General features: G+C 38.2%; 18 protein-coding genes and 1 pseudogene. 8 read left to right on the forward strand and 11 right to left on the reverse strand.

Annotated elements, in window-relative coordinates; all coding sequences use genetic code 11:
- Positions 1-428: 428 nt before the first annotated feature.
- The 5 genes and pseudogenes from PLX19_RS16210 to PLX19_RS16230 form a co-directional block, all read right to left on the reverse strand.
- A complete protein-coding gene (locus PLX19_RS16210) occupies positions 429-1,136 on the reverse strand; it encodes a ComF family protein (RefSeq protein WP_272189757.1) in 708 nt (235 codons plus the stop codon).
- Entirely contained in the window at positions 1,136-2,482 is a 1,347-nt protein-coding gene (locus PLX19_RS16215; RefSeq protein ID WP_272189758.1) for a DEAD/DEAH box helicase, read from the reverse strand. Before PLX19_RS16215 ends, PLX19_RS16210 begins: the two co-directional genes overlap by 1 nt.
- A 129-nt stretch (positions 2,483-2,611) precedes the next feature.
- A pseudogene (locus PLX19_RS16220) lies at positions 2,612-3,899 on the reverse strand (C40 family peptidase).
- A 373-nt stretch (positions 3,900-4,272) separates the two neighbouring features.
- Entirely contained in the window at positions 4,273-4,587 is a 315-nt protein-coding gene (locus PLX19_RS16225) for a winged helix-turn-helix transcriptional regulator (RefSeq protein WP_272189760.1), read from the reverse strand.
- Between the two features lie 113 nt (positions 4,588-4,700).
- The gene (locus PLX19_RS16230; RefSeq protein WP_272189761.1) at positions 4,701-5,543 is read right to left on the reverse strand and encodes a DegV family protein; all 843 of its coding nucleotides are present in this window, start codon (positions 5,541-5,543) and stop codon (positions 4,701-4,703) included.
- A gap of 285 nt (positions 5,544-5,828) precedes the next feature.
- On the opposite strand from PLX19_RS16230, the gene PLX19_RS16235 reads away from it, so the two are divergent.
- Positions 5,829-6,467: a YigZ family protein gene (locus PLX19_RS16235; protein ID WP_272189762.1), complete on the forward strand. Its 639-nt coding sequence runs from the start codon at positions 5,829-5,831 to the stop codon at positions 6,465-6,467.
- 27 nt (positions 6,468-6,494) lie between these two features.
- Entirely contained in the window at positions 6,495-7,685 is a 1,191-nt protein-coding gene (locus PLX19_RS16240) for an LCP family protein (RefSeq protein WP_272189763.1), read from the forward strand.
- A 60-nt stretch (positions 7,686-7,745) separates the two neighbouring features.
- Here PLX19_RS16240 and wecB read toward each other — a convergent pair whose 3' ends face one another.
- Both wecB and galE read right to left on the reverse strand, forming a co-directional pair.
- The gene (wecB, locus tag PLX19_RS16245) at positions 7,746-8,861 is read right to left on the reverse strand and encodes a non-hydrolyzing UDP-N-acetylglucosamine 2-epimerase (protein WP_272189921.1); all 1,116 of its coding nucleotides are present in this window, start codon (positions 8,859-8,861) and stop codon (positions 7,746-7,748) included.
- A 157-nt stretch (positions 8,862-9,018) separates the two neighbouring features.
- Positions 9,019-10,005: a UDP-glucose 4-epimerase GalE gene (galE, locus tag PLX19_RS16250; RefSeq protein WP_272189764.1), complete on the reverse strand. Its 987-nt coding sequence runs from the start codon at positions 10,003-10,005 to the stop codon at positions 9,019-9,021.
- A gap of 409 nt (positions 10,006-10,414) precedes the next feature.
- On the opposite strand from galE, the gene PLX19_RS16255 reads away from it, so the two are divergent.
- The 4 genes from PLX19_RS16255 to PLX19_RS16270 all read left to right on the forward strand — a co-directional run bounded on the left by PLX19_RS16255 (position 10,415) and on the right by PLX19_RS16270 (position 15,141).
- A complete protein-coding gene (locus tag PLX19_RS16255) occupies positions 10,415-11,485 on the forward strand; it encodes a glycosyltransferase family 4 protein (protein WP_272189765.1) in 1,071 nt (356 codons plus the stop codon).
- Positions 11,486-11,638: 153 nt separating this feature from the next.
- Positions 11,639-12,403 carry a polysaccharide deacetylase family protein gene (locus PLX19_RS16260; RefSeq protein ID WP_272189768.1) on the forward strand — a complete coding sequence of 255 codons (765 nt, stop codon included), beginning with the start codon at positions 11,639-11,641 and terminating at the stop codon, positions 12,401-12,403.
- Positions 12,404-12,877: 474 nt separating this feature from the next.
- Positions 12,878-14,068, forward strand: coding sequence for a chromate transporter (locus tag PLX19_RS16265; protein WP_272189770.1), 1,191 nt, complete (start codon positions 12,878-12,880; stop codon positions 14,066-14,068).
- Between the two features lie 437 nt (positions 14,069-14,505).
- The gene (locus PLX19_RS16270) at positions 14,506-15,141 is read left to right on the forward strand and encodes a hypothetical protein (protein WP_272189772.1); all 636 of its coding nucleotides are present in this window, start codon (positions 14,506-14,508) and stop codon (positions 15,139-15,141) included.
- 144 nt (positions 15,142-15,285) lie between these two features.
- Here the strand turns inward: PLX19_RS16270 and chbG are convergent, their stop codons facing one another.
- Both chbG and PLX19_RS16280 read right to left on the reverse strand, forming a co-directional pair.
- The gene (gene chbG, locus PLX19_RS16275; RefSeq protein WP_272189773.1) at positions 15,286-15,990 is read right to left on the reverse strand and encodes a chitin disaccharide deacetylase; all 705 of its coding nucleotides are present in this window, start codon (positions 15,988-15,990) and stop codon (positions 15,286-15,288) included.
- 67 nt (positions 15,991-16,057) lie between these two features.
- Complete coding sequence (locus tag PLX19_RS16280; RefSeq protein ID WP_272189774.1) at positions 16,058-17,383, reverse strand: 6-phospho-beta-glucosidase; 1,326 nt, start codon at positions 17,381-17,383, stop codon at positions 16,058-16,060.
- A gap of 324 nt (positions 17,384-17,707) precedes the next feature.
- Here PLX19_RS16280 and PLX19_RS16285 point away from each other — a divergent pair, with 324 nt between their 5' ends.
- Positions 17,708-18,676, forward strand: a complete 969-nt coding sequence (locus PLX19_RS16285; RefSeq protein WP_272189775.1) for a spermidine synthase — start codon at positions 17,708-17,710, stop codon at positions 18,674-18,676.
- Between the two features lie 163 nt (positions 18,677-18,839).
- Complete coding sequence (gene speD, locus PLX19_RS16290) at positions 18,840-19,211, forward strand: adenosylmethionine decarboxylase (protein WP_272189776.1); 372 nt, start codon at positions 18,840-18,842, stop codon at positions 19,209-19,211.
- A gap of 90 nt (positions 19,212-19,301) precedes the next feature.
- On the opposite strand, the gene PLX19_RS16295 is transcribed toward speD, so the two are convergent.
- Together PLX19_RS16295 and PLX19_RS16300 are read right to left on the reverse strand one after the other, a co-directional pair.
- On the reverse strand, positions 19,302-19,706 hold the full coding sequence (locus PLX19_RS16295; protein WP_272189777.1) for a DUF3021 domain-containing protein: 405 nt from the start codon (positions 19,704-19,706) through the stop codon (positions 19,302-19,304).
- Between the two features lie 4 nt (positions 19,707-19,710).
- Positions 19,711-20,157, reverse strand: coding sequence for a LytTR family DNA-binding domain-containing protein (locus PLX19_RS16300; protein WP_272189778.1), 447 nt, complete (start codon positions 20,155-20,157; stop codon positions 19,711-19,713).
- Positions 20,158-20,413: the final 256 nt, after the last annotated feature.

Here is a 20,413-nt window from a genome sequence, read left to right on the forward strand (position 1 = left end):
TCTTCTTGCACTCATAATAAATTATCGTACAAATAATCTGTCTATCAAAGTTAAATTGATGCGCAGATTATTTGTGTGACTCTTTATATAACAAAAATGTTTTAGTATACATATTGAAAAACAAAGCATGTAATAGGTGATATTCGATATTGATTTAAAGGCTTTTATATTTTATAAAAAGGTTTGTTGAATGAATAAGAGCATAATACACTGTTTGATTCTTATAATTCACACAATTTCCAAAATTCAACTCTCCAAATGTTAATATTTGTTATATAATAAACTTACCAAATAACTACCTAGGTAGTTTCCCCTGTTTTGCTTGTTAAAATAGTTTACCCTTATTATTATCTCAAAAAGAACCTGTAGTGATTACTACAAGTTCTTTTTGCTTTTCTAGTTAAGTGCGAAGAAAAACAAATGAAAAATCAGCGACATAACGTCAAAGACGAAACGGTATTCGCACCTTTTTCATAGAAACATTGCGCCGCTTGACGCACCGTAATACCAGTTGTGTACACGTCATCAATTAAGACAATGTCTTTTCCACAAAAAGATTCTTCTTCCGCAAAGGAAAAGGGCCGAGAACGCTGTAATCGTTCTGCTCTTGTTTTCTTACTTTGCTTCTCTGCATCACTTCGCATAAGCGATGTTTTCATCACCGGAATCGATAAACATGCCGCTAATAATTCAGCTTGATTAAACCCTCGTTCATATTGACGCGATAAACTAAGCGGAATCGGAACAATACAATCACAATGCGAAAAATGCCGCTGAAAAGCATCGGCAAACGAAGAAGCAAATATGTGCACAAGCGCTGCATCACCACGAAACTTAAAACGAGCTAACACTTCTTTTACCCAATCATTATATACATAGACAGAGCGATTTTTAACATACACATGCCGAAAATATGGATTTTGCCTCCAGCGTAAACAATCCTGACAGTATTCCCCTTTCCTATATTCATCTGCTAAATATTGAAACATTCTGCCGCAATCCACACAAATATCTCCAATAATATAAGAAAATTTAAGTTCACAGTACGTGCATACCGTCCTCTTGTCTTGTTCAACAAAAAAAGAAAACCAGCTCGGCAAATCAGAGACAACATCATCACAAAGAAGGCAATGCATCAGTCAACTAACCCTTCTTGCCTTGCTCGTTTATTCATCATTTGAATTTGCTTTTTCGCTGCAACCATCGCCTCTGTCTTGCCGTAATGAAAATAGACGACATCTCCAGAAGGAGCATGACGACTGCGCCCTGCTCGTCCAGCAATTTGAACGAGTGCACTTTCTGAAAAGACATGCTCTTCTGCTCCTAACACTGCCACTTGTAAATTCGAAACAGTAACGCCCCGTTCTAAAATCGTTGTCGTCACTAATAACGGAACCTCTCCCTTTCGAAACGAAGCCACTTTCTCTTTCCGCTTTGTGTCTTCCGCATGTACACCCTCTATACGATGATCCATACACTTTAAAATAGAAACGATTTCTTCTACATAACAAACATGAGGAACAAATAGAAACATCGGATATTGTTTTTCTAAATAGATGTGGAGCCATCGTAAAATGACAGAAGGTAACGTTTTCTTTTCGATGGATTTTCGCCAATTACCGCACCAGCGAAAAATAGGTACAGGGAGGGGATAACGGTGGTAGCGAGCCGAAATAATCACGCCGTTTTGTTTTCCATTACGAAGCTTTTTTTGCCACTCTTTAGATGGCGTTGCTGTCAAATAAATAAACGAAGCATTTTCTTTACTAGCAAAGCGAACTGCATATTGCAACGTGTCATCCATCGAATAAGGAAAGGCATCAATTTCATCTACAATCATTACATCAAACGCTCTGTAATAACGAAGAAGCTGATGCGTTGTCGAAATAACAAGCTGTGCGTTTTTGGATAAGTCGTCACTTCCCCCGTATAATGCGCAAATTGAAACTACTGGGAACACTTCTTGTAAACGCGGATAAAGTTCAAGTACAACATCCGTCCGCGGCGTGGCAATACAAATGCGTTCTCCTCGCCGCAATGCTTCTTGTATACCATGAAATAACATCTCTGTTTTTCCCGCGCCGCATACAGCCCAGACGAAAAATGATTCTTTTCGCTTTACCGCCTGGACAATTCCGTCTGCTGCCTTTCGTTGTCCTTTTGATAGCTGACCATCCCACTTCAGACCATTCTCAATTACTTCGTTTTGTATCGGACCAGTCCAGCGAACGAGCTTTGTACATTCACTCACTCTTCCCATCATGATACATTTCCGGCAATACGCACAAACCTTATTGCAGCGATAGCATAAGAACGAAAAAAACAATCGCCGCTCTTTATTTCCGCAGCGCTGACACAAATAACGAGAGTTTTTCTTTACAACGCCTTTCTCATAGTGAATATAACCTTCTCGCTCTAGCTGATACAGTTCTTCTTTCGATACAGATACTTCCTCTAACAGCAATTGACGACCTTCTAACATCTTACTCCCCCTTTCTGCTTTTACTATAAAAACATAGAAAGAGTTTGTAAAATAGCAAAAAAGTCGATAACCTACTTTTAAAATAGTAAGCTATCGACCTTATACACGTAATTTAGTTCATTAGGAATCTTAGAATCTACCATATCCTAAGAAATGTTTTTGGTTGTAAGAACTGCTCAAGTCAGAGTATGCAATTCCTTTATCACCAGCGTGAATCATTTGTCCGTTACCAGCATAAATACCGATATGAGATGGACCTGCTTTATACGTACCTTGGAAGAATACTAAATCACCTGGTTGCGGATCGCTAATGTGCGTCGTAGAATTCCAATATCCCGCTACATCTTGACGACCTACGCCGTAAATGTAAGAAATGAATCCACTGCAGTCAAATCCACCATTAGATGGGCTTGCACTACCCCAAACATATGGTTTGCCGAGGTATTGTTCCGCTTTTCCAATTATACCACCCTTAGGAGCTGGAGCCGGATTACCACCGTCTTGTTTTGCTGGCTTAGGATCTTTAGCTTGTCCGCCACCATTATTTGCTGGTTGTTGCGCTGGTTGTACTGCTTTCTCAGCTAAGCTTTGTAAATATAGAGCTTGCTTTTCTAGGTCTTTTAATTGACCCTCTGTGCTTTGCATTCCGTTTACAACCGTTTGCATTTTTGCGTTTAATTCATCGATTGCTGTTTGCTTTTTCGCCTTTTCAGCATCAAGTTCTTTTTTCGCAGTTTCGATTTTCACTTGTGCATCTTTTAATTCTTTTTGTTTTTCTTTGATAAGCTCTACATCTTTTTTCACTTTCGCTTGATCATTTTGTTGTGTTTTCATAATATCTTGGTCAGAATCAAGAATTTGTGAAACGGAAGTTAAACGATCAACTAAATCTGCAATACTTTTAGAGTTTACAACTACTTCTGTTACAACGTTCGTATTTGGTTTCTCTTGAAGAGCAATTAAACGCTTTCTTAACAGTTCTTCACGCTGTGCAATTTTCGTTTGTAACTCTGCAATTTCTTTATCTTTTTGTTCAATTGTTTTTTGTGCATCTTCAACTTGCTTGATCGTTTCAGCAAGTTTCGCTTCGTTCTCTTGAACAGACTTATCTAACCCTTGAATTGTCTTCTTTAATTCATCCATTTGTTTTTGGATTTCATCACGTTCTTGTTGTTGTTTATGTAAATTGTCTTTTTGTTGTTGGATTTGTGTATTTACATCTTCAGCAAATGCGTTTGGTGTTACTACTGAAAACATCATAAATCCTGCAGCTAATGCGCAAGATGCGATTTTTAATTTTTTCATTATGTTTTACACCGCTTTCTTTTTTTAGTTTCCCGAATTTATCTAATAAATTTATACCATAATTACCAATGTTTTTTTGTAATGTTACGCTTTTGTAAAAGAAATGTAATATTGCGCTTGTAGTTTTTTGACATTTCTGTTCTAATCTTGTGTTTTATTGTAGAGAAACAAGGAAATGAAACGATAATCCTGTTTCTTTTGTCGGACAATTTCAGTTTTTCTACAAAAATGTAACATATTCAAACTCTATTATTATTACATAGAATAATTTTCCAGTCTACCGTTTTTCTGTTATTTTTCTATAAATTCATTTTGATGTTTCAGCATACAACATGATCGATTCTATACAATGTCATACGCTCTCACCTCACCAAAAAGAAAGGGGTTTCATATCGTTTTTTAACTGGTATATAAAAATAAAAAGCGCAAGAACACCATCTTGCACTTTTTAACAATAAATTCCCACTCAATACAATTTCACTTTATTAATGAACCCATTTCTCCGCCCATTTTTGTACTTCTTGCATGACGCTCTCTAGCGCTTTTCCTTTATCTGTTAAACCATATTCAATACGTACTGGCACCTCTGGATAAACGGCACGCACAACAATTCCTTCGCTCTCTAATTCCTTTAAACGCTCTGATAACATACGATCGCTCATGTTTGGAATAATATCAGCAATTTCACGAAATCGTTTCGGTTCTTCTAATAATGATGTAATGATTAAACCTGTCCACTTTTTACTAAGAAGTGTAAAAGCAGATTCGAACTTTGGACATAAACACGGATTATGTTCCATATGTTTCACCTCTTCTTTATTATAAAATAGTTTCTTATAAAAAGTAAGTTATATCACTTATTTTTATATTTTTACCAAAAAAGCTCTCTACTTAAAAGAGAGCTTCATTTTTATTATTTTGTATACCATCCTAAACCAAGTGAACCTTCGCCTAAATGTGTCCCAATTACTGGCCCAAAATAACTAATTCGAAATTCAACATGCGGGTATATTTCTTTCAATTCCTGTTCCCATTCTTTGGCTTCTTCTTCTCTGTTCGCATGAATAATAACAGCTTCCATTGGAATCCCTTTACTTGCTTGTTCATCAAAGATTTCTACAATACGTTTTAACGCTTTTTTACGCGTACGGATTTTTTCAAATGGAATAATAATTTTATCACGGAAATATAATACCGGCTTTACTTGTAATAAACTTCCAAGAAATGCTTGTGCACTATTTAAACGGCCACCGCGCTGCAAATGATGTAAGTCGTCAACGACGAAGTACGCATCTATTGTTTTCTTCATCTCATCAAAACGAGCTATAATCTCTTCTGGACTTTTCCCTTCACTCGCCATTTTTGCGCCTTCATGTACATAAAACCCTTGCACTTCACAACTAATCTCTGAATCGTACGTATATACGTCTACTCCTTCTACCATTTGACCAGCTGTCGTTGCCGTCTGATATGTACCACTAATCCCGCTAGAAAGATGTATACTAACCACCGCATCATACTCTTTCCCTAGCTCTTCAAATAACTCAACAAACTTTCCGATAGCTGGTTGTGATGTCTTCGGCAGTTCTTCTTGCTCCCTGACTTTCTCATAAAAATCTTCCGTTGTAATTTCCACTTCTTCTTGATAAGATTCATTTCCAAAAATAACGTTCAAAGGAATCATATGTATATGTAATTCTTCACGCACATGTTTGGGTATATATGCCGTACTATCGGTTACAATAGCTATTTTCATTTTTGTACCTACCTTATAAACAGTTTTATTATTTATTGTACATGAAAATGGAAAAAGGTGCATTAACTGGCGAAAACGAGAGGTCAAAATTATAAACACTATTTCAACAATTTACAACACAAAAATTCAAATTATAATAGAAAGAGCTAAATTTCTGCAAAAAATATTTGAAACTCCAAACTAGCCCTTTTAGAATAAAGAGTACTGGTAATTTATCCCGTTCTAATTGGGATTAAAATACACGTTGATAGAAGTTGCAATTTACAAAGATAGGAGCGTATATCATTGTTACTACAATATTTCACAGTAAAAGGATATGGCGAACATGAAATAGTCATTCAAAAATCTCGCTTTATTTGCTATGTAAACCGCGCATCAACAGAAGAAGAAGCACAAGAGTTTATCCAAAAGATTAAAAAGCAACATTGGAACGCAACTCATAATTGTTCTGCCTACTTAATTGGTGAACATGACCAAATCCAAAAAGCAAACGACGACGGAGAACCGAGCGGTACGGCCGGTGTACCCATTCTAGAAGTATTAAAAAAACGTCATTTAAAAGATACTGTCGTCGTTGTCACACGTTATTTCGGGGGCATTAAACTCGGAGCAGGCGGTTTAATTCGTGCATATGGAAAATGCACAAGTGAAGGTCTCAACCATGTCGGCATCGTTGAACGAAAACTGATGCGCGTCATGAAAACGGAAGTTGATTATACATTACTTGGAAAAGTTGAAAATGAACTACGTAACTCGATATATACTATTAAAGAGATACACTACTTAGATTACGTTACATTCGATACGTATGTGGAGGAAAACCAAAAACAATCCTTCACAGAATGGATGATTGAAATCACAAATGGGAAATGTACAATTAACGAAGATGAGATACTATATTTAGAACAAGATATAGTACAATAATAAATATTTACTTAAAGGAGATTATTTATGGAAGATCGTTATCAACATCTCCAAAATAGAAGAATGAAAAAGAAACGAAGACGCAAAGGGTTCATATTCCTCATTTTCGCTCTCCTTATCGGAGGCGCAGGAGTTTATGCTTATAATTCCTATTCTTCTTTAATGGGAATTTATAGCGGCATGCAGCACGATAAATCGAAACTCCGTACAGAAGATGTAGAAATTACGAAAAAACCATTCAGTCTTTTAATTATGGGAATTGAAGATTATGCAACAGGCGGCGAAAACGGACGAACGGATTCCTTAATGTTTGCGACAATTAATCCAAATTCACAAAAGGTATCTTTAATGAGTATCCCGCGCGATTCACGTGTGACAATTGCCGGGCGTGATAAAAAAGATAAGATCAACGCAGCTCATGCCTACGGCGGAGAAAAAATGGCAAGAGAAACCGTCGAAAACTTTTTAAAAGTACCTGTGGATCACTATATAAAACTGGATTTTAAAGGATTTAAAGGTATCGTCGATGCTGTTGGCGGCGTTACAGTCGATGTTCCATTTGATTTTTGGGAACGATCCGATGTGAACTATTACAAAAAGATTGAGTTTACAAAAGGACAGCAGCATTTAAACGGAGAAGAAGCACTAGCTTATGTCCGGATGAGAAAGCAAGATCCAAATGGTGATTTTGGACGTGCAACTCGTCAACGTCAAGTACTTGCAGCGGTTGTACATGAATTAAATTCACCTGCTACCGTATTTAAGATAAATGATCTTGCAAAAGCAATCGGAAAATATATCAAAACAGATATACCTGTATCCGACGGTCTTGCACTCTATAAGAAATTCTCTGGCTTTGATGCATCTAACATTCAAACTATAAAAATGGAAGGCGAAGATAAGAAAATCGATGGAATTTATTATTTCATTCCAAACGAATTAAACATTCAAGAAGTTCGCCATTCCCTTAATCAAAACTTAGAAATACCAGATTCTGCGTCAGGTACGCAAGAACAATCTGAAACAAAAGAACCTGCTAAACCAACGAACGGCCAAAATACAGAGCAAGAAAAACAAGAACCTGCTAAACCGAATCACAATTCGAATACACAGGCTGGAAAGCAAGAAACAACGAAACCAAATCGTAATTCAAATACACAAAAGACACCTCCATCCAATCAGCAATCAAACGAAGAATGGCAAATGTCTGGGCACTAAAAAACCAGCTGTCTCCTTTTTAGGAGCAGCTGGTTTTCTTCTTTTCAAAAATAAGAATTATTATTTATTAAAATATTCGACAATCGCTTTCACAATACGCTCTGACGCCTGACCATCACCGTATGGATTCGATGCTTTTGCCATTGCACTGTGTGCTTCTTTATCTGATAATAACTCGTTTGCTAAGTCGAAAATTGTTTCTTCATCTGTACCAGCAAGCTTTAATGTACCTGCTTCAATACCTTCTGGACGCTCTGTTGTATCACGAAGAACAAGAACTGGCACACCAAGTGATGGCGCTTCTTCTTGTACACCACCAGAATCCGTTAACATTAAGTAGGAGCGGGCTGCAAAGTTATGGAAATCAATGACATCAAGCGGTTCAATTAAATGAATACGATTATGCTCCCCTAAAATTTCTCCTGCAATTTCACGAACAACAGGATTCATATGTACTGGATATACAACTTGTACGTCTTCATGTGTTTCAACAAGACGTTTAATTGCACGGAACATATTACGCATCGGCTCACCTAAATTTTCACGACGATGTGCTGTCATGAGAACAAGGCGATTATCTCCAACCTTCTCTAACACCGGATGTGTATACGATTCTTTTACTGTCGTTTTTAATGCATCAATTGCTGTATTTCCTGTAATAAAAATGTTTGCCTCTTTTTTATTCTCTTGTTGCAAGTTTGTTGCCGACTTCGCTGTTGGTGCAAAATGAATGTCTGCCATTACACCAGTTAATTGGCGGTTCATTTCTTCTGGATATGGAGAATATTTATCCCATGTACGAAGGCCAGCTTCCACATGACCAATTGGAATTTGATTATAAAAGGCAGCGAGGCTTGCAATAAATGTCGTTGTTGTATCACCATGTACAAGAACGATGTCTGGTTTCGCTTCTTTCATGATCTTATCTAAACCTTCTAAACCACGAGTTGTAATATCAATTAACGTTTGACGGTCTTTCATAATATTTAAATCATAATTGGGCTGAATGCCAAAAATGTCTAACACTTGATCCAGCATTTGACGATGTTGTGCTGTTACAGTCACAATAGACTCAATTTGCTGTGAATGTTTTTGCAGCTCCAACACGAGAGGGGCCATTTTGATAGCTTCCGGACGCGTTCCAAAAATCGTCATTACTTTAATGCGTTCTGTCATATTCAATTCCTCTCTTCTTTCAGTTTCTCGATTCGTCATATACGACAACACTTGTTATTATATATGAGAATCCACAACGACAAAAGGGTATATTCTCCAAAAGACATATGAACCAATATGAAAACAAGTCAGCTGCTTCCCTGCAGCTGACTTGTTTTTACTTACTATATCCGTTCGGATGAGATGTATGCCATTCCCAAGCTGTTTGAATCATTTCTTCAAGCGAATATTTCGCCTTCCAACCCAATTCGTTATAAATCTTTTCTGATGAAGCGATAAGTTGTGCCGGATCTCCAGCGCGGCGCTCTACGTGAATCACATTTGCCTTCTTCTCAGTTACACGTTCACACGTTTCAATCACTTCTTTTACAGAAAAGCCTTTGCCGTTTCCTAAGTTGAATACTTCATTTGTCTTTTGCTCATTTTGTAAACTTTGCAGCGCTAAAATGTGCGCCTCCGCTAAGTCTGTCACATGAATATAATCACGAATACAAGTGCCATCATGTGTATCATAATCTGTACCAAAGACAGAAATCGATTCACGTTTTCCTAATAAGTGCTGAAGCACAAGCGGAATTAAATGTGTCTCTGGCGTATGGTCTTCTCCAATTGTTCCTGATACATGAGCTCCCGCTGCATTAAAGTAGCGAAGCACAACATATTTCATGCCATAAGCGGCATGAAAATCTTGTAAAATATGCTCAACCATTAATTTAGTGCGTCCGTATGTATTGATTGGATTTGTTGCAGTCTTTTCTGTGATAATATCTGTCTCCGGAATCCCGTACGTTGCCGCTGTTGAAGAGAAAATAAATGATGTTATGCCATGCTCCATCATTTTCTCAAGCAGCGTAATCGTTGCCGACACGTTGTTTTTATAATATTTCAATGGATTGGAAACAGATTCACCAACAAGACTATTTGCCGCAAAATGCATAACAGCATCAATAGAATAGCTACTAAATACACGATCTAAATCTGCAGCGTTACTTAAATCTCCTACTTCTAAAGTCGCTCTCTCATCAACACTTTCACGATGACCAGTTGATAAGTTATCTAATACGACTACCTCAAATTTTTGATCTAACAATTGTTTTACTGTATGACTTCCAATATATCCTGCTCCGCCAACAACTAAAATCATGGTTTCTCCTCCTATAAAAATATATCATCCTATAGCTCTATATTTATTATACAGCAATTCCTACCTGTAAAATCAATCTTCTCCTAATAGCTCATAACAAGAAAAGCATTTACCTTTATTCTGTTTACACAACACATTTCTATCATGACTCTCATATAACATTTACCATCATCCCTAAATAGGAAATATACATATTTTTCTGTAAAACATCCATATTAAGAATAATTTTCATCTTATAATTCGCTTTAAAAATGTCATATATTTCAGTTATTACAATTTAAAGTCACGCGAAAAAAAGATTGAATTCCATTCTTTTTATGATACCATATGTTATGAGCCAAAAACATATATTGAATTTTGAAGTAAAAGAGAGATTTCAATACGTTAAAATATAAAAGGTGGGGTATTAATGGACTCACGAATTATTTATGCAGTTTTGGCATCATTCATTGCCGTACTAATCGCTACCCCTTTCGTAATTAAGTTAGCCGTTAAAATTGGGGCAACAGACAAGCCAAATGCTCGTAAAGTACACCAAAACATTATGCCTCGTCTTGGAGGACTGGCAATCTTTATCGGAGTTGTAATAGGGTGCTTTGTTAGCGGTTTGTATGAACAGCGTATCGTATCGATTAGTATAGGTGCTGTCATCATTATTATCATTGGAATTTTAGATGATATGTATGAATTATCTGCAAAAGCAAAATTCGGCGGACAACTTGTAGTCGCATTGTTAATCGTGAAAAATTTACAAATACCAGTGCTTTACATTCCAATTTTAGGAGACACTGAACTTGGATGGCTATCTTATCCAATTACGGTCTTTTGGATTGTCGGTATTACTAATGCTATTAATTTAATTGACGGCCTTGACGGATTATCGGCCGGCATTTCTTCCATTGTTCTAGCAACATTAGCTTACATGGCTGCTACTAGCGTAACCGGTACTGGTAGCGCAATTATTTTACCGCTTGCACTCATCGTATTAGCAAGTACAATTGGGTTTTTATTCTATAACTTTCATCCAGCGAAAATCTTTATGGGAGATACAGGAGCACTGTTTTTAGGATATTGTATTGCGGTGCTATCACTACTTGGACTATACAAAAGTGTGACATTGTTTAGCTTTATCGTTCCAATCATTATTTTAGGGGTACCAATCTTTGATACAACATTTGCGATAATTCGCCGCGTTGTAAATAAGAGACCAATTTCAGCGCCAGATAAATCGCATTTGCATCACCGCTTACTGGCAATAGGATTCTCTCATCGAACAACGGTGCTAATTATTTATGCGTTTGGTATTTTCTTTAGTGTGAATGCCATTATTTTTTCAAAAGCAACATTATCGCTCTCGATTTTTCTTCTATTCCTTCTTATTTTAATTACAGAAATTGTGGCAGAAATAATCGGTCTTGTACACGATCGCTATAAACCAATTATTTCAATCTATAAAAAAGTAAAAAAACGTGAAGAATAAAAATAGCATAACCAATACAACATAAAAATATACAAACAGGACGATCTCTTTAAAGAAATCCTCCTGTTTTTTTGTTTTCCAAAATATAGTTCGTTTGAGAATGACCACCTTGGAGCAAGATAACAGTACAATCTTCAAATTAGGGTGAGCATCATGATTAAGCGAACATTTTTACTTATTTGTTTGTTTTCTACTATCATCTTATGTTTTCTATCACCTTTGCAGGCTGCCGTTGTACCTTCACATGAGAATCGCCCTATCTCTCATTCTGAAACACAACTGCTTCGTCAATATACAGCTGCTCCGCAAACAAAAGTGGCTTATTTGACATTCGATGATGGACCAAACAAATACACATCACAAATTTTAAACATTTTAAAGCAAAAAAACGGAAAAGCAACCTTCTTTGTTATCGGTGGACGCGTCTCTCGTTATCCTCAAACAACAAAACGAGTAATTGAAGAAGGTCATTATTTAGGATTACATAGTATGTCTCATAATGCAAAATCCCTTTATAATGGTGATCCCTCTATTTTAGTTTCTGAAATGGAACAAGCTCGGGAAATTGTTCGGATGATCACTGGAATTGACACGCATCTCGTTCGCGTTCCTTATGGCAGCATGCCCTATTTAAAGAAAAATTATCGAGATGCTCTTGTTACAGCTCACTATAAAATGTGGGATTGGACAATCGATACATACGATTGGAAAAGCGCTCATAATCCATCTGCCGTACTGGAACGAGTTATGAATCAAAGTGATAATTCAGTCGAAGTCATATTAATGCACGATTCGAACGTCACTGTACAAATCCTGCCACAAGTCATTGACTACCTTCATTCACAAGGGTATACACTCCTTCCTTATAATCCTTCTTCTCATTTAGAAGTGAATTTTTGGAAGGACGCGAGATTGTAACAGCTTTAGTCTCTGCTAAAGCTGTTCAACTCCTATATGTGTATAAGCTAAAAAACGACATAAAACCACTTCAACCAAATGAAAAGCACTTGAAATTGGTTGAAGTGGTTTTTATAATGAATTTCTTTATTCAAAATCAATTCGTTAAAAAAGAAAAAGAACAAAAGAAGCCTAAATGAGAAGGTTTTTTTTGTTCTTTTTCAGTGACAAGTAATTTTGCAGAACTATTATCCGTTGGATCAAAGATAGTTAGGAGGCTATCTTCTTACAAATTTACTGTAACATAAAAAGTTACTTCTCAAATATGCAATTTTACATATCCATTACATTCTTGCCATATTCTTATTTACATAGATTCGATATGATGTATAAAGACATATAAAAAAACCGTCCCCTTTTTTAATGGACGCGAGCTTCTAGCCATGCATAAGATTTATAAAAACTTTATTCAAGAAAAAGGTGACTCCTATTACTATGAAACCTAAACAAAATATCGCAAAACACTTACAAATATTAACAGGAATCTTCCTCGTTTCCACAAAGCTCGGGCTCACTTCCTTCGGAGGACCTGTTGCACATCTTGGCTATTTTCATAACGAATACGTTCAGAAGCGAAAATGGATGGATGAAAGAAGCTACGCTGATTTTGTAGCACTTTGTCAATTCCTTCCCGGCCCTGCTAGTAGTCAAGTTGGAATCGGAATCGGATTATCACGGGGTGGTATACTTGGGGCCATTGTTTCCTGGCTTGGATTTACGCTCCCTTCCGTTCTTGCGCTCGTCCTGTTTGCTTCATTACTGCAACAGATTGATATCGCACACACGGGATGGATTCACGGCTTAAAGCTAGTAGCCGTAGCAATTGTCGCTCACGCATTATGGGGAATGGCGCAAAAGCTAACACCAGATCGAAACCGCATAGCGATTGCAGTCATCGCCGCGGCTACTGTTCTATTATTCCAATCAGCTTGGATACAAATTATCGTTATTCTATTCGCGGGCATCGTTGGATGGCTCTTATACAGAGAGCACACAATCACAGCTGAAACAGAAATATCTATTCCTATCTCTCGCAAAGTCGCGGCGCTATGCCTATCTTTATTTTTTCTCTTATTAATAATATTACCGATATTCCGCTCTTTCTCGCACTGGATTGCTATGTTTGATAGTTTCTATCGCTCAGGCTCTCTCGTCTTTGGCGGCGGTCATGTCGTTCTTCCGCTCCTAGAAAATGAATTTGTGTCAAACGGCTATATAACGAAAGAACAATTTCTCGCTGGCTACGGAATGACGCAAGCCGTTCCTGGGCCATTATTTACATTTGCCGCTTATATCGGGGCCGTTACGGACGGAACAATCGGGGCAACAATCGCGACAATTGCCATTTTCCTTCCTGCCTTCTTACTCGTTGTCGGTGTATTGCCTTTTTGGGATGCACTGCGCCGCAAACCGTACGTACAAGGAGCTATGTTCGGGATAAATGCAGCTGTTGTCGGCATTTTACTCGCCGCTTTCTATCATCCAATTTGGACAAGCTCGGTTATGCAGCCCACTGACTTCGTTGTCGCATTACTCTTATTTACAATGCTTGCCTTTTGGAAAATACCGCCATGGGTCATTGTTATAATTGGTGCGATCAGCGGGGTGATTTTGTCGGTACTATAAAGTGAAACTTTAATCAGTAGGGGTTTTCTTCATCCCCCACTGATTATTAGCCCTCACTAATCGGGCGCATGCCAGCAGTTTATCTACCGCCTAACTTCTTAAGAAAAGCGGAAGCGGCTCGTTCAGAATCGTAGGACGTTGGAGTCCCCTTGGACGAGGCGCTTTTTTGCCTCGTCCAAGGGGGCGAAACGACCGGGGATTCTAGCCGCTAGAGCTGGACAATGCTTTTGCTGAATTTTGAGGCGGGAGTATTACTGCCCGTTAATGCGGGATAAAAGCTAGTTTTACATCCTCCTCACACTTTGGATGATTTCACTTTTTTAAATATTCAATTTATTACACCTGCAAATTGTGTTACGATTTATAGAACAGACAAATTTAGAAACAGGAGTTGAGTTGCGTTGCGCATGCCTAAAAATCGGCTCTGGTTCTCTCGAATGATGATTGTTCTAGTGTTTGTTGTTATTTCATGGGGACTATCTACATTTTCTTTATTTACACAACAGGAGTTTAGAACATTTATAGGTTGGGGACATTATTATAACTATGAAGCGGATTGGAAAAAACAAATGCCAGCACCACATGGTGACCCAACAGAAATTACGGACGATGAGGAGGATTACGAAGGTCCACCTATTCAAATGCCATGGAAAGATAAGATTTTTGGTACTATCAATGAAAGCATTCAAAACAACAAAAAATCATGGATAACTACTATTATAATTATCACAGCAACTCTCATTCTCGCTTTCCTATATTTCAAAAAGAAAAAGTCAATCCAACCAGCCTCTATTGTACGTCCTACACAACAAACTCACACCGAAACTACTACGATAGCAGATGAACATATCAATGACATCCAGCCGATTCATAATGAAATCCGACAAGAACTAATACAATGGGAAAAAAAGCTACCTAAACATAACAGAAGAAAACCATATGAAACCGTGCAGCAGTGGCTATTACGACTTAATAAGCCAGCAAATATTATACCGATCTACGAAAAAGTTCGTTATGGAGAAAGGGAATATTCAGCTAGCGACTTGGAACTGGTCAAACTTTGGACGAAATAATAATAGGAGCGCACTCAACGGATACATAAGTACCTTTTGAATGCACTCCTTTCAAATGTCCACCAAATATATCAGCGCTTCGACACACGAATCGCCCATTCGCTGGAGCTGAATAAAAAGTAGACTTCTTGATCAGCTCTATTTCTAAAACTTGACAAGCTCCATCTCGCTCGGAAGCTTGCTCTCTGTTAAAATGCGTAACTCTTCAACACGCTTCATCACATAAGACGAACATTTCATCAACTCTGCATCTACATAAGCTGGATGTACCATGATTTCAACTGTCGCCCCGTCCGCTACACGCTCTTGCAAAGTCATAAAGTAGTCGTCCGTTACACCATCTCCGTAAAAATCGTGCAAAAACACATCAGAAAATGGGCGTACTGCACGTTCTTGTTCACAGCGGCGCACCGGAAGATGATATTTCTCTGCTAAACGCTCTAAGACATCATGCAAAATCGGCAGTGCATGTACATGATGATGGCTATCAAGATGCGTCGGTGTTAAACCATAGGATAGAAACTTTTCAATTTGCGCAGTCCATTCTCGCTCGGCGTCATACGGATTTATCCTCCCTTCCCGCACTGTACTTTGCGAATGAAACGAACCATCTTCTTTTACAAGCGAAGGTACGTCAGAAAGAAGCGGTTTTCCTGCGGTTAATACAAGATGTACTCCAACTCCGAGCGTCTTATATCGCCTCGCTAATTGCACGGCATGCTCTGCCCCTGGCATATTCATCATCATTGTTGCGGAGTTGACAAGCCCATTCACGTGCGCATCAATAATGCCGTAATTCACACCTCTTGTTAATCCGAAGTCATCTGCGTTTACAATTAATTGAATCATTATATCCCCTCCTATATACATCGCACGTGGAAGGAATTTGAAAAAAGCGAGCTAAATAGCGCTGCTTTTAATCCCCCACTTTTTTGAAAAATTGCGGAAGGTATTTCTTATGAGCTTCTAGCATTTCATCTAATATTTGTTTTGCTACTTTATCAGATGGGACAAGTGGATTAATGGTCATCGCAAGCAGCGCTTTATGATAATCGCCTGTCATAGCGGCTTCAATTGTTACACGTTCAAACGATTTCATTTGTTGTACTAACCCGCGAACTGGTACCGGTAAGTCACCAACTGCAATTGGTTTTGGACCATCCTTTGTAATGACACAGTTTACCTCAACAGCAGAGTCAGCTGGCAAACTTGCAATTGCACCATTATTTCTTGTATTTACAGGCTGAACATCACCTTTATTATTATAAATAGACGTAATTAAGCTACAGGCAGCATCGCTATAATATGCGCCGCCGCGTTTTTCCAGTTGCGGTGGTTTATGATCTAAGTTCGGATCTTTATACAGTTCAAACAAATCATTCTCTAACTTTTTCACCACTTCTGCACGTGTACCATTTTTTAGTGACTCTTGCTTTTCTTCTTCTAACATTTCGCGTGTTTTGTAGTAGTAACGGTGGTATGGACATGGGATTGCCCGAAGCGCACGAATGAAATCAGGCTCCCAATCAAGCATCGCAATATTTTGCATCGTAATTTGTTTCTCTGGGTCTGCCACTAATTCTAGTACACGGTCCATGACGCTCACACCATCTACATACACATCTAGTCCGTACACCATATGATTTAAGCCTGCAAAATCAACGTGTACACGGCTTGAATCTACCTCGAGAATCTTCGCCAACCCCATCCGAATCCCAATCGGAACGTTGCATAGCCCAACGACTTTTTGAATATTTGTATAGCGAAGAATCGCTTCTGTTACCATGCCCGCTGGATTTGTAAAATTAATTAACCATGCGTTTGGACAAAGCTGTTCTATGTCTTTACAAATAGCTAAAATAACCGGAATCGTTCGTAAAGCTTTAAATAAACCACCAGGACCATTTGTCTCCTGGCCAATTACATCATACTTTAATGGAATGGCTTCATCTTTTCCGCGTGCTTCTAACAATCCAACGCGAAACTGCGTTGTCACAAAGTCCGCATCTTTTAACGCTTCGCGACGATCTAGCGTCAGATGAATATCAATTGGTACTCCCGCTTTTTTCACCATACGCTTTGCTAAGTTACCAACAATCTCTAACTTTTCTTTTCCTTCTTCCACATCAATTAACCAAATTTCCCGAACAGGAAGTTCATGATAGCGCTTAATAAAACCTTCAATCAACTCCGGCGTATAGCTAGAGCCACCGCCAATCGTTGCAATTTTTATTCTACGCATGCGACATGTTCTCCTTTCGCATTGATCTCTTATTCAGTGTCGTACTGCCATTTCTGTTTTTTCTCCTCTTGCTTCTGATTGTATGAGCTCATGTTAGAAATGATGCGCTTCATTCATCACTTCCTCTGCTTCTTCTATATTTCCTTGTTTAGCCGCTGTGTAAAATAATTTGGAATACGCTTAAAATCAATGTTTTTTTCGAAATAGCTCCTATCTTCCTATTAATCTATAAAAATACTAACTTGTCCAAGCCTTCTCTCTTCATTTTCATATACTATCATGAACTAACAAAAACTATTTCGCATCAAAAGAAAGGAGTTCAACATGTCCAAAAAGTATAAATCGCATAATTGCGAGAAAGAATATACTTCCCAATCTGAAAAAAAAGAAAAATCTTATCACAGCCAAGGCGACATATGGGATAAGATTAGTCTCTCGGAAATATTGGCTGGAAAACATAAGTCTCTATATCAAGGAACAAGTCAATACCAAAAAATTGACGTGCTAAAAGTAAATGACGTCAGAATGTACCTTGACGAACAATTACAATTTAGTTCCGTAGACGAAAGAATGTATCACGAGGCCCTCGTCCATCCTGCTATGACAATTGTAGATTGTCCTGAATCTGTCCTCATCTTAGGAGGCGGAGACGGCCTTGCCTTACGAGAAGTGTTAAAATATCAAAAGGTTCGTCGCGTCGATCTTGTCGATCTCGATGAACGAGTGATTAAACTGGCTACGGAATTACCTGAACTTGTCCAGTTAAATGAAAGTGCATTTTTCGATAAGCGTGTGAACATCCATGCATATGATGCACAAAAGTTTTTACGTACACCTTCGCGGAAATACGATGTTATCATTATTGACTTCCCAGACCCAGCAACTCCCACATTAAGTCAGCTATATACGAAAGAATTATTCTCAACTGTAGCTAGCTTCCTTACAAAAAGAGGCGTGTTTGTCTGCCAAGCCAATTCACCAGAAGATGCACCACTAACATATTGGAGCATCGGCAAAACAATTGCCAGTACCGGTTTAACTGTAGCAAGTTATCATACAATCGTTCCTTCTTTCGGAAATGATTGGGGCTTTCACATCGCAACCTATTCCTCTTCGACGCTACGTAACATTAGCAAACGTTCCGTAAATGTTCCCCACCGAACACTTCCGAAAAACTTAGCTTTATTATTCCGCTTTAGAGATGATCTCTTAGAGGAAAGAGAAAATGTCAAAATTAACAGACGTGATCAACTCATTTTGCATCGTTACTATGGGAAAGATATGGAGTATTAATCATAAAGTGCAACGTTCATCAATGATGTCTTTCCCCTACCGATGAAAACTCTGCCCAATCAGGCACATGCTCGCAGTTATTCCCACCTAGCATCTTCATTATCCCTATATCTCGAGGTGAGAGTCTTACTGCCCATTAATACAAGATAAAAAAGGAGGAAACATGGAGTATTCAACATTCGGAAGACATATACTAGTCGATCTATGGGAGGTAGATGCCGTTTTTTTAGATGATCAGCCATTCTTACAAAAACACCTCATCACAGCAGCAAATATATGCGGGGCAACGGTATTATCCGTAGATGCAAGAACCTTTCAGCCATCAGGGACTACCATATTAATTCTACTATCTGAAAGTCATATTTCGATTCATACGTATCCGGAAAAAGGATTTGCAGCAATTGACTGCTATACGTGTGGAACAAAAGCAGATCCGCAAAAAGCGATTGACTACGTAATATCTATATTAAAACCGAAACAATTGTATACAAAACGATTCACGCGCGGCTTAGGTGACATAACCGTTATTGAATAAAGTGAAACTTCCATCAGTGTGGGGCTTGTTCCCCCCTCTGATGGAAAGCTCACAAATAACAAGATAGAGACCCTCGACGTACCGAGCTTCCTATTTAAGGTGATTATTTAACCCATCAATCTTTTTCTTCCAATACATTGTCATTGCAAACCATATCATGAAGTAAATGATAATGAAGCCTCCTACACAAATGAGAATGGCACTTGCGTGATTAGGAACCCACCCCATCCATATTGCCGCCGGAAGAAATGTTCCTAGTAATATAATGAAATGAATGGTTGTTTGCTTTAACAGGCTCCATTCTTCCCTCTCAAAAACAAAAGAAGCAACAGAGAAGATTACCCCAATTATATTTGCTGCAACAAGTTGAATTAACAATGTCTTTATCTCTATTGTCTCCACCCCATTTGCATAAACGATCCCCAAAAATAGTAAGCTATAAAACATCGCCATCCCCATACCGGCTGCCAACTTTGCACCTATTCTATCCATCATTATACTAACCTCCTATATTCAAAACTTCTTTAATAAGCACAACATATTTTCGCGAAACATACTCTTTCATCCCATTTGAAAAATGGGCGCACATGCTGCCACTAAACGACATTTCAAAACTTTTCACATGCTTTATATTTGCAATTGTTGATTTTGAGAACCTAACAAATCCTTCTCGCTGCAAGGCACTCTCTAATTCATACAACCTGTGTTTTACTTCAAGATTTCCTTTTGTCGTTTGGGCAAATACCTTTCTGCCTTCCGAATAGAACCAATATATTTCCTCAAACTCCAATAAATAAAACTGTTGATCTTCTATCCCAACAATTTGCTTTATCGTCCCCCCTTCTAATATTTTCAAAATGTGTTGAACATCTTCAGTCATTTCTTTCGTCCTTATCACAATTTCTAGTTCTTCATGTGCTGGGTCTAAATCAATATGAACCTTCATATCAGCCCCCCTTTACTACTTCATTTTTACATAAATGTGGAAAAAATAAATGGATATGTACATAAGTGGTTCCATTATTTGTTTAACTTGGCGTTTTCGGTGCATAAGGTGAAACTTCCATCAGCGGGGAGCACCCCCAGACACTGATGGTTAGCCCTCTCCAATCGGGCTTTTACGAGCAGTTTTCTTCCCGGCTCTTCTCCAACCTTTACTGCCCGCGAATGGCAGGATAGAAAAAAGACCTTGCACCCGCAAG

It is taken from the genome of Bacillus sp. BP-3 (genome assembly GCF_028401955.1).
Taxonomy (GTDB): Bacteria; Bacillota; Bacilli; order Bacillales; family Bacillaceae_G; genus Bacillus_A.

What these genes read in the sequence shown, in the direction of transcription:
- chbG (WP_272189773.1), bottom strand. Translation starts at nt 15,990, where the DNA reads ATGATTCAATTAATTGTAAACGCAGATGACTTCGGATTAACAAGAGGT.
- PLX19_RS16280 (WP_272189774.1), bottom strand. Translation starts at nt 17,383, where the DNA reads ATGCGTAGAATAAAAATTGCAACGATTGGCGGTGGCTCTAGCTATACG.
- PLX19_RS16285 (WP_272189775.1), top strand. Translation starts at nt 17,708, where the DNA reads ATGTCCAAAAAGTATAAATCGCATAATTGCGAGAAAGAATATACTTCC.
- PLX19_RS16230 (WP_272189761.1), bottom strand. Translation starts at nt 5,543, where the DNA reads ATGAAAATAGCTATTGTAACCGATAGTACGGCATATATACCCAAACAT.
- speD (WP_272189776.1), top strand. Translation starts at nt 18,840, where the DNA reads ATGGAGTATTCAACATTCGGAAGACATATACTAGTCGATCTATGGGAG.
- PLX19_RS16225 (WP_272189760.1), bottom strand. Translation starts at nt 4,587, where the DNA reads ATGGAACATAATCCGTGTTTATGTCCAAAGTTCGAATCTGCTTTTACA.
- PLX19_RS16215 (WP_272189758.1), bottom strand. Translation starts at nt 2,482, where the DNA reads ATGTTAGAAGGTCGTCAATTGCTGTTAGAGGAAGTATCTGTATCGAAA.
- PLX19_RS16255 (WP_272189765.1), top strand. Translation starts at nt 10,415, where the DNA reads ATGGACTCACGAATTATTTATGCAGTTTTGGCATCATTCATTGCCGTA.
- PLX19_RS16270 (WP_272189772.1), top strand. Translation starts at nt 14,506, where the DNA reads ATGATGATTGTTCTAGTGTTTGTTGTTATTTCATGGGGACTATCTACA.
- PLX19_RS16210 (WP_272189757.1), bottom strand. Translation starts at nt 1,136, where the DNA reads ATGCATTGCCTTCTTTGTGATGATGTTGTCTCTGATTTGCCGAGCTGG.
- wecB (WP_272189921.1), bottom strand. Translation starts at nt 8,861, where the DNA reads ATGACAGAACGCATTAAAGTAATGACGATTTTTGGAACGCGTCCGGAA.
- galE (WP_272189764.1), bottom strand. Translation starts at nt 10,005, where the DNA reads ATGATTTTAGTTGTTGGCGGAGCAGGATATATTGGAAGTCATACAGTA.
- PLX19_RS16240 (WP_272189763.1), top strand. Translation starts at nt 6,495, where the DNA reads ATGGAAGATCGTTATCAACATCTCCAAAATAGAAGAATGAAAAAGAAA.
- PLX19_RS16260 (WP_272189768.1), top strand. Translation starts at nt 11,639, where the DNA reads ATGATTAAGCGAACATTTTTACTTATTTGTTTGTTTTCTACTATCATC.
- PLX19_RS16295 (WP_272189777.1), bottom strand. Translation starts at nt 19,706, where the DNA reads ATGATGGATAGAATAGGTGCAAAGTTGGCAGCCGGTATGGGGATGGCG.
- PLX19_RS16300 (WP_272189778.1), bottom strand. Translation starts at nt 20,157, where the DNA reads ATGAAGGTTCATATTGATTTAGACCCAGCACATGAAGAACTAGAAATT.
- PLX19_RS16265 (WP_272189770.1), top strand. Translation starts at nt 12,878, where the DNA reads ATGAAACCTAAACAAAATATCGCAAAACACTTACAAATATTAACAGGA.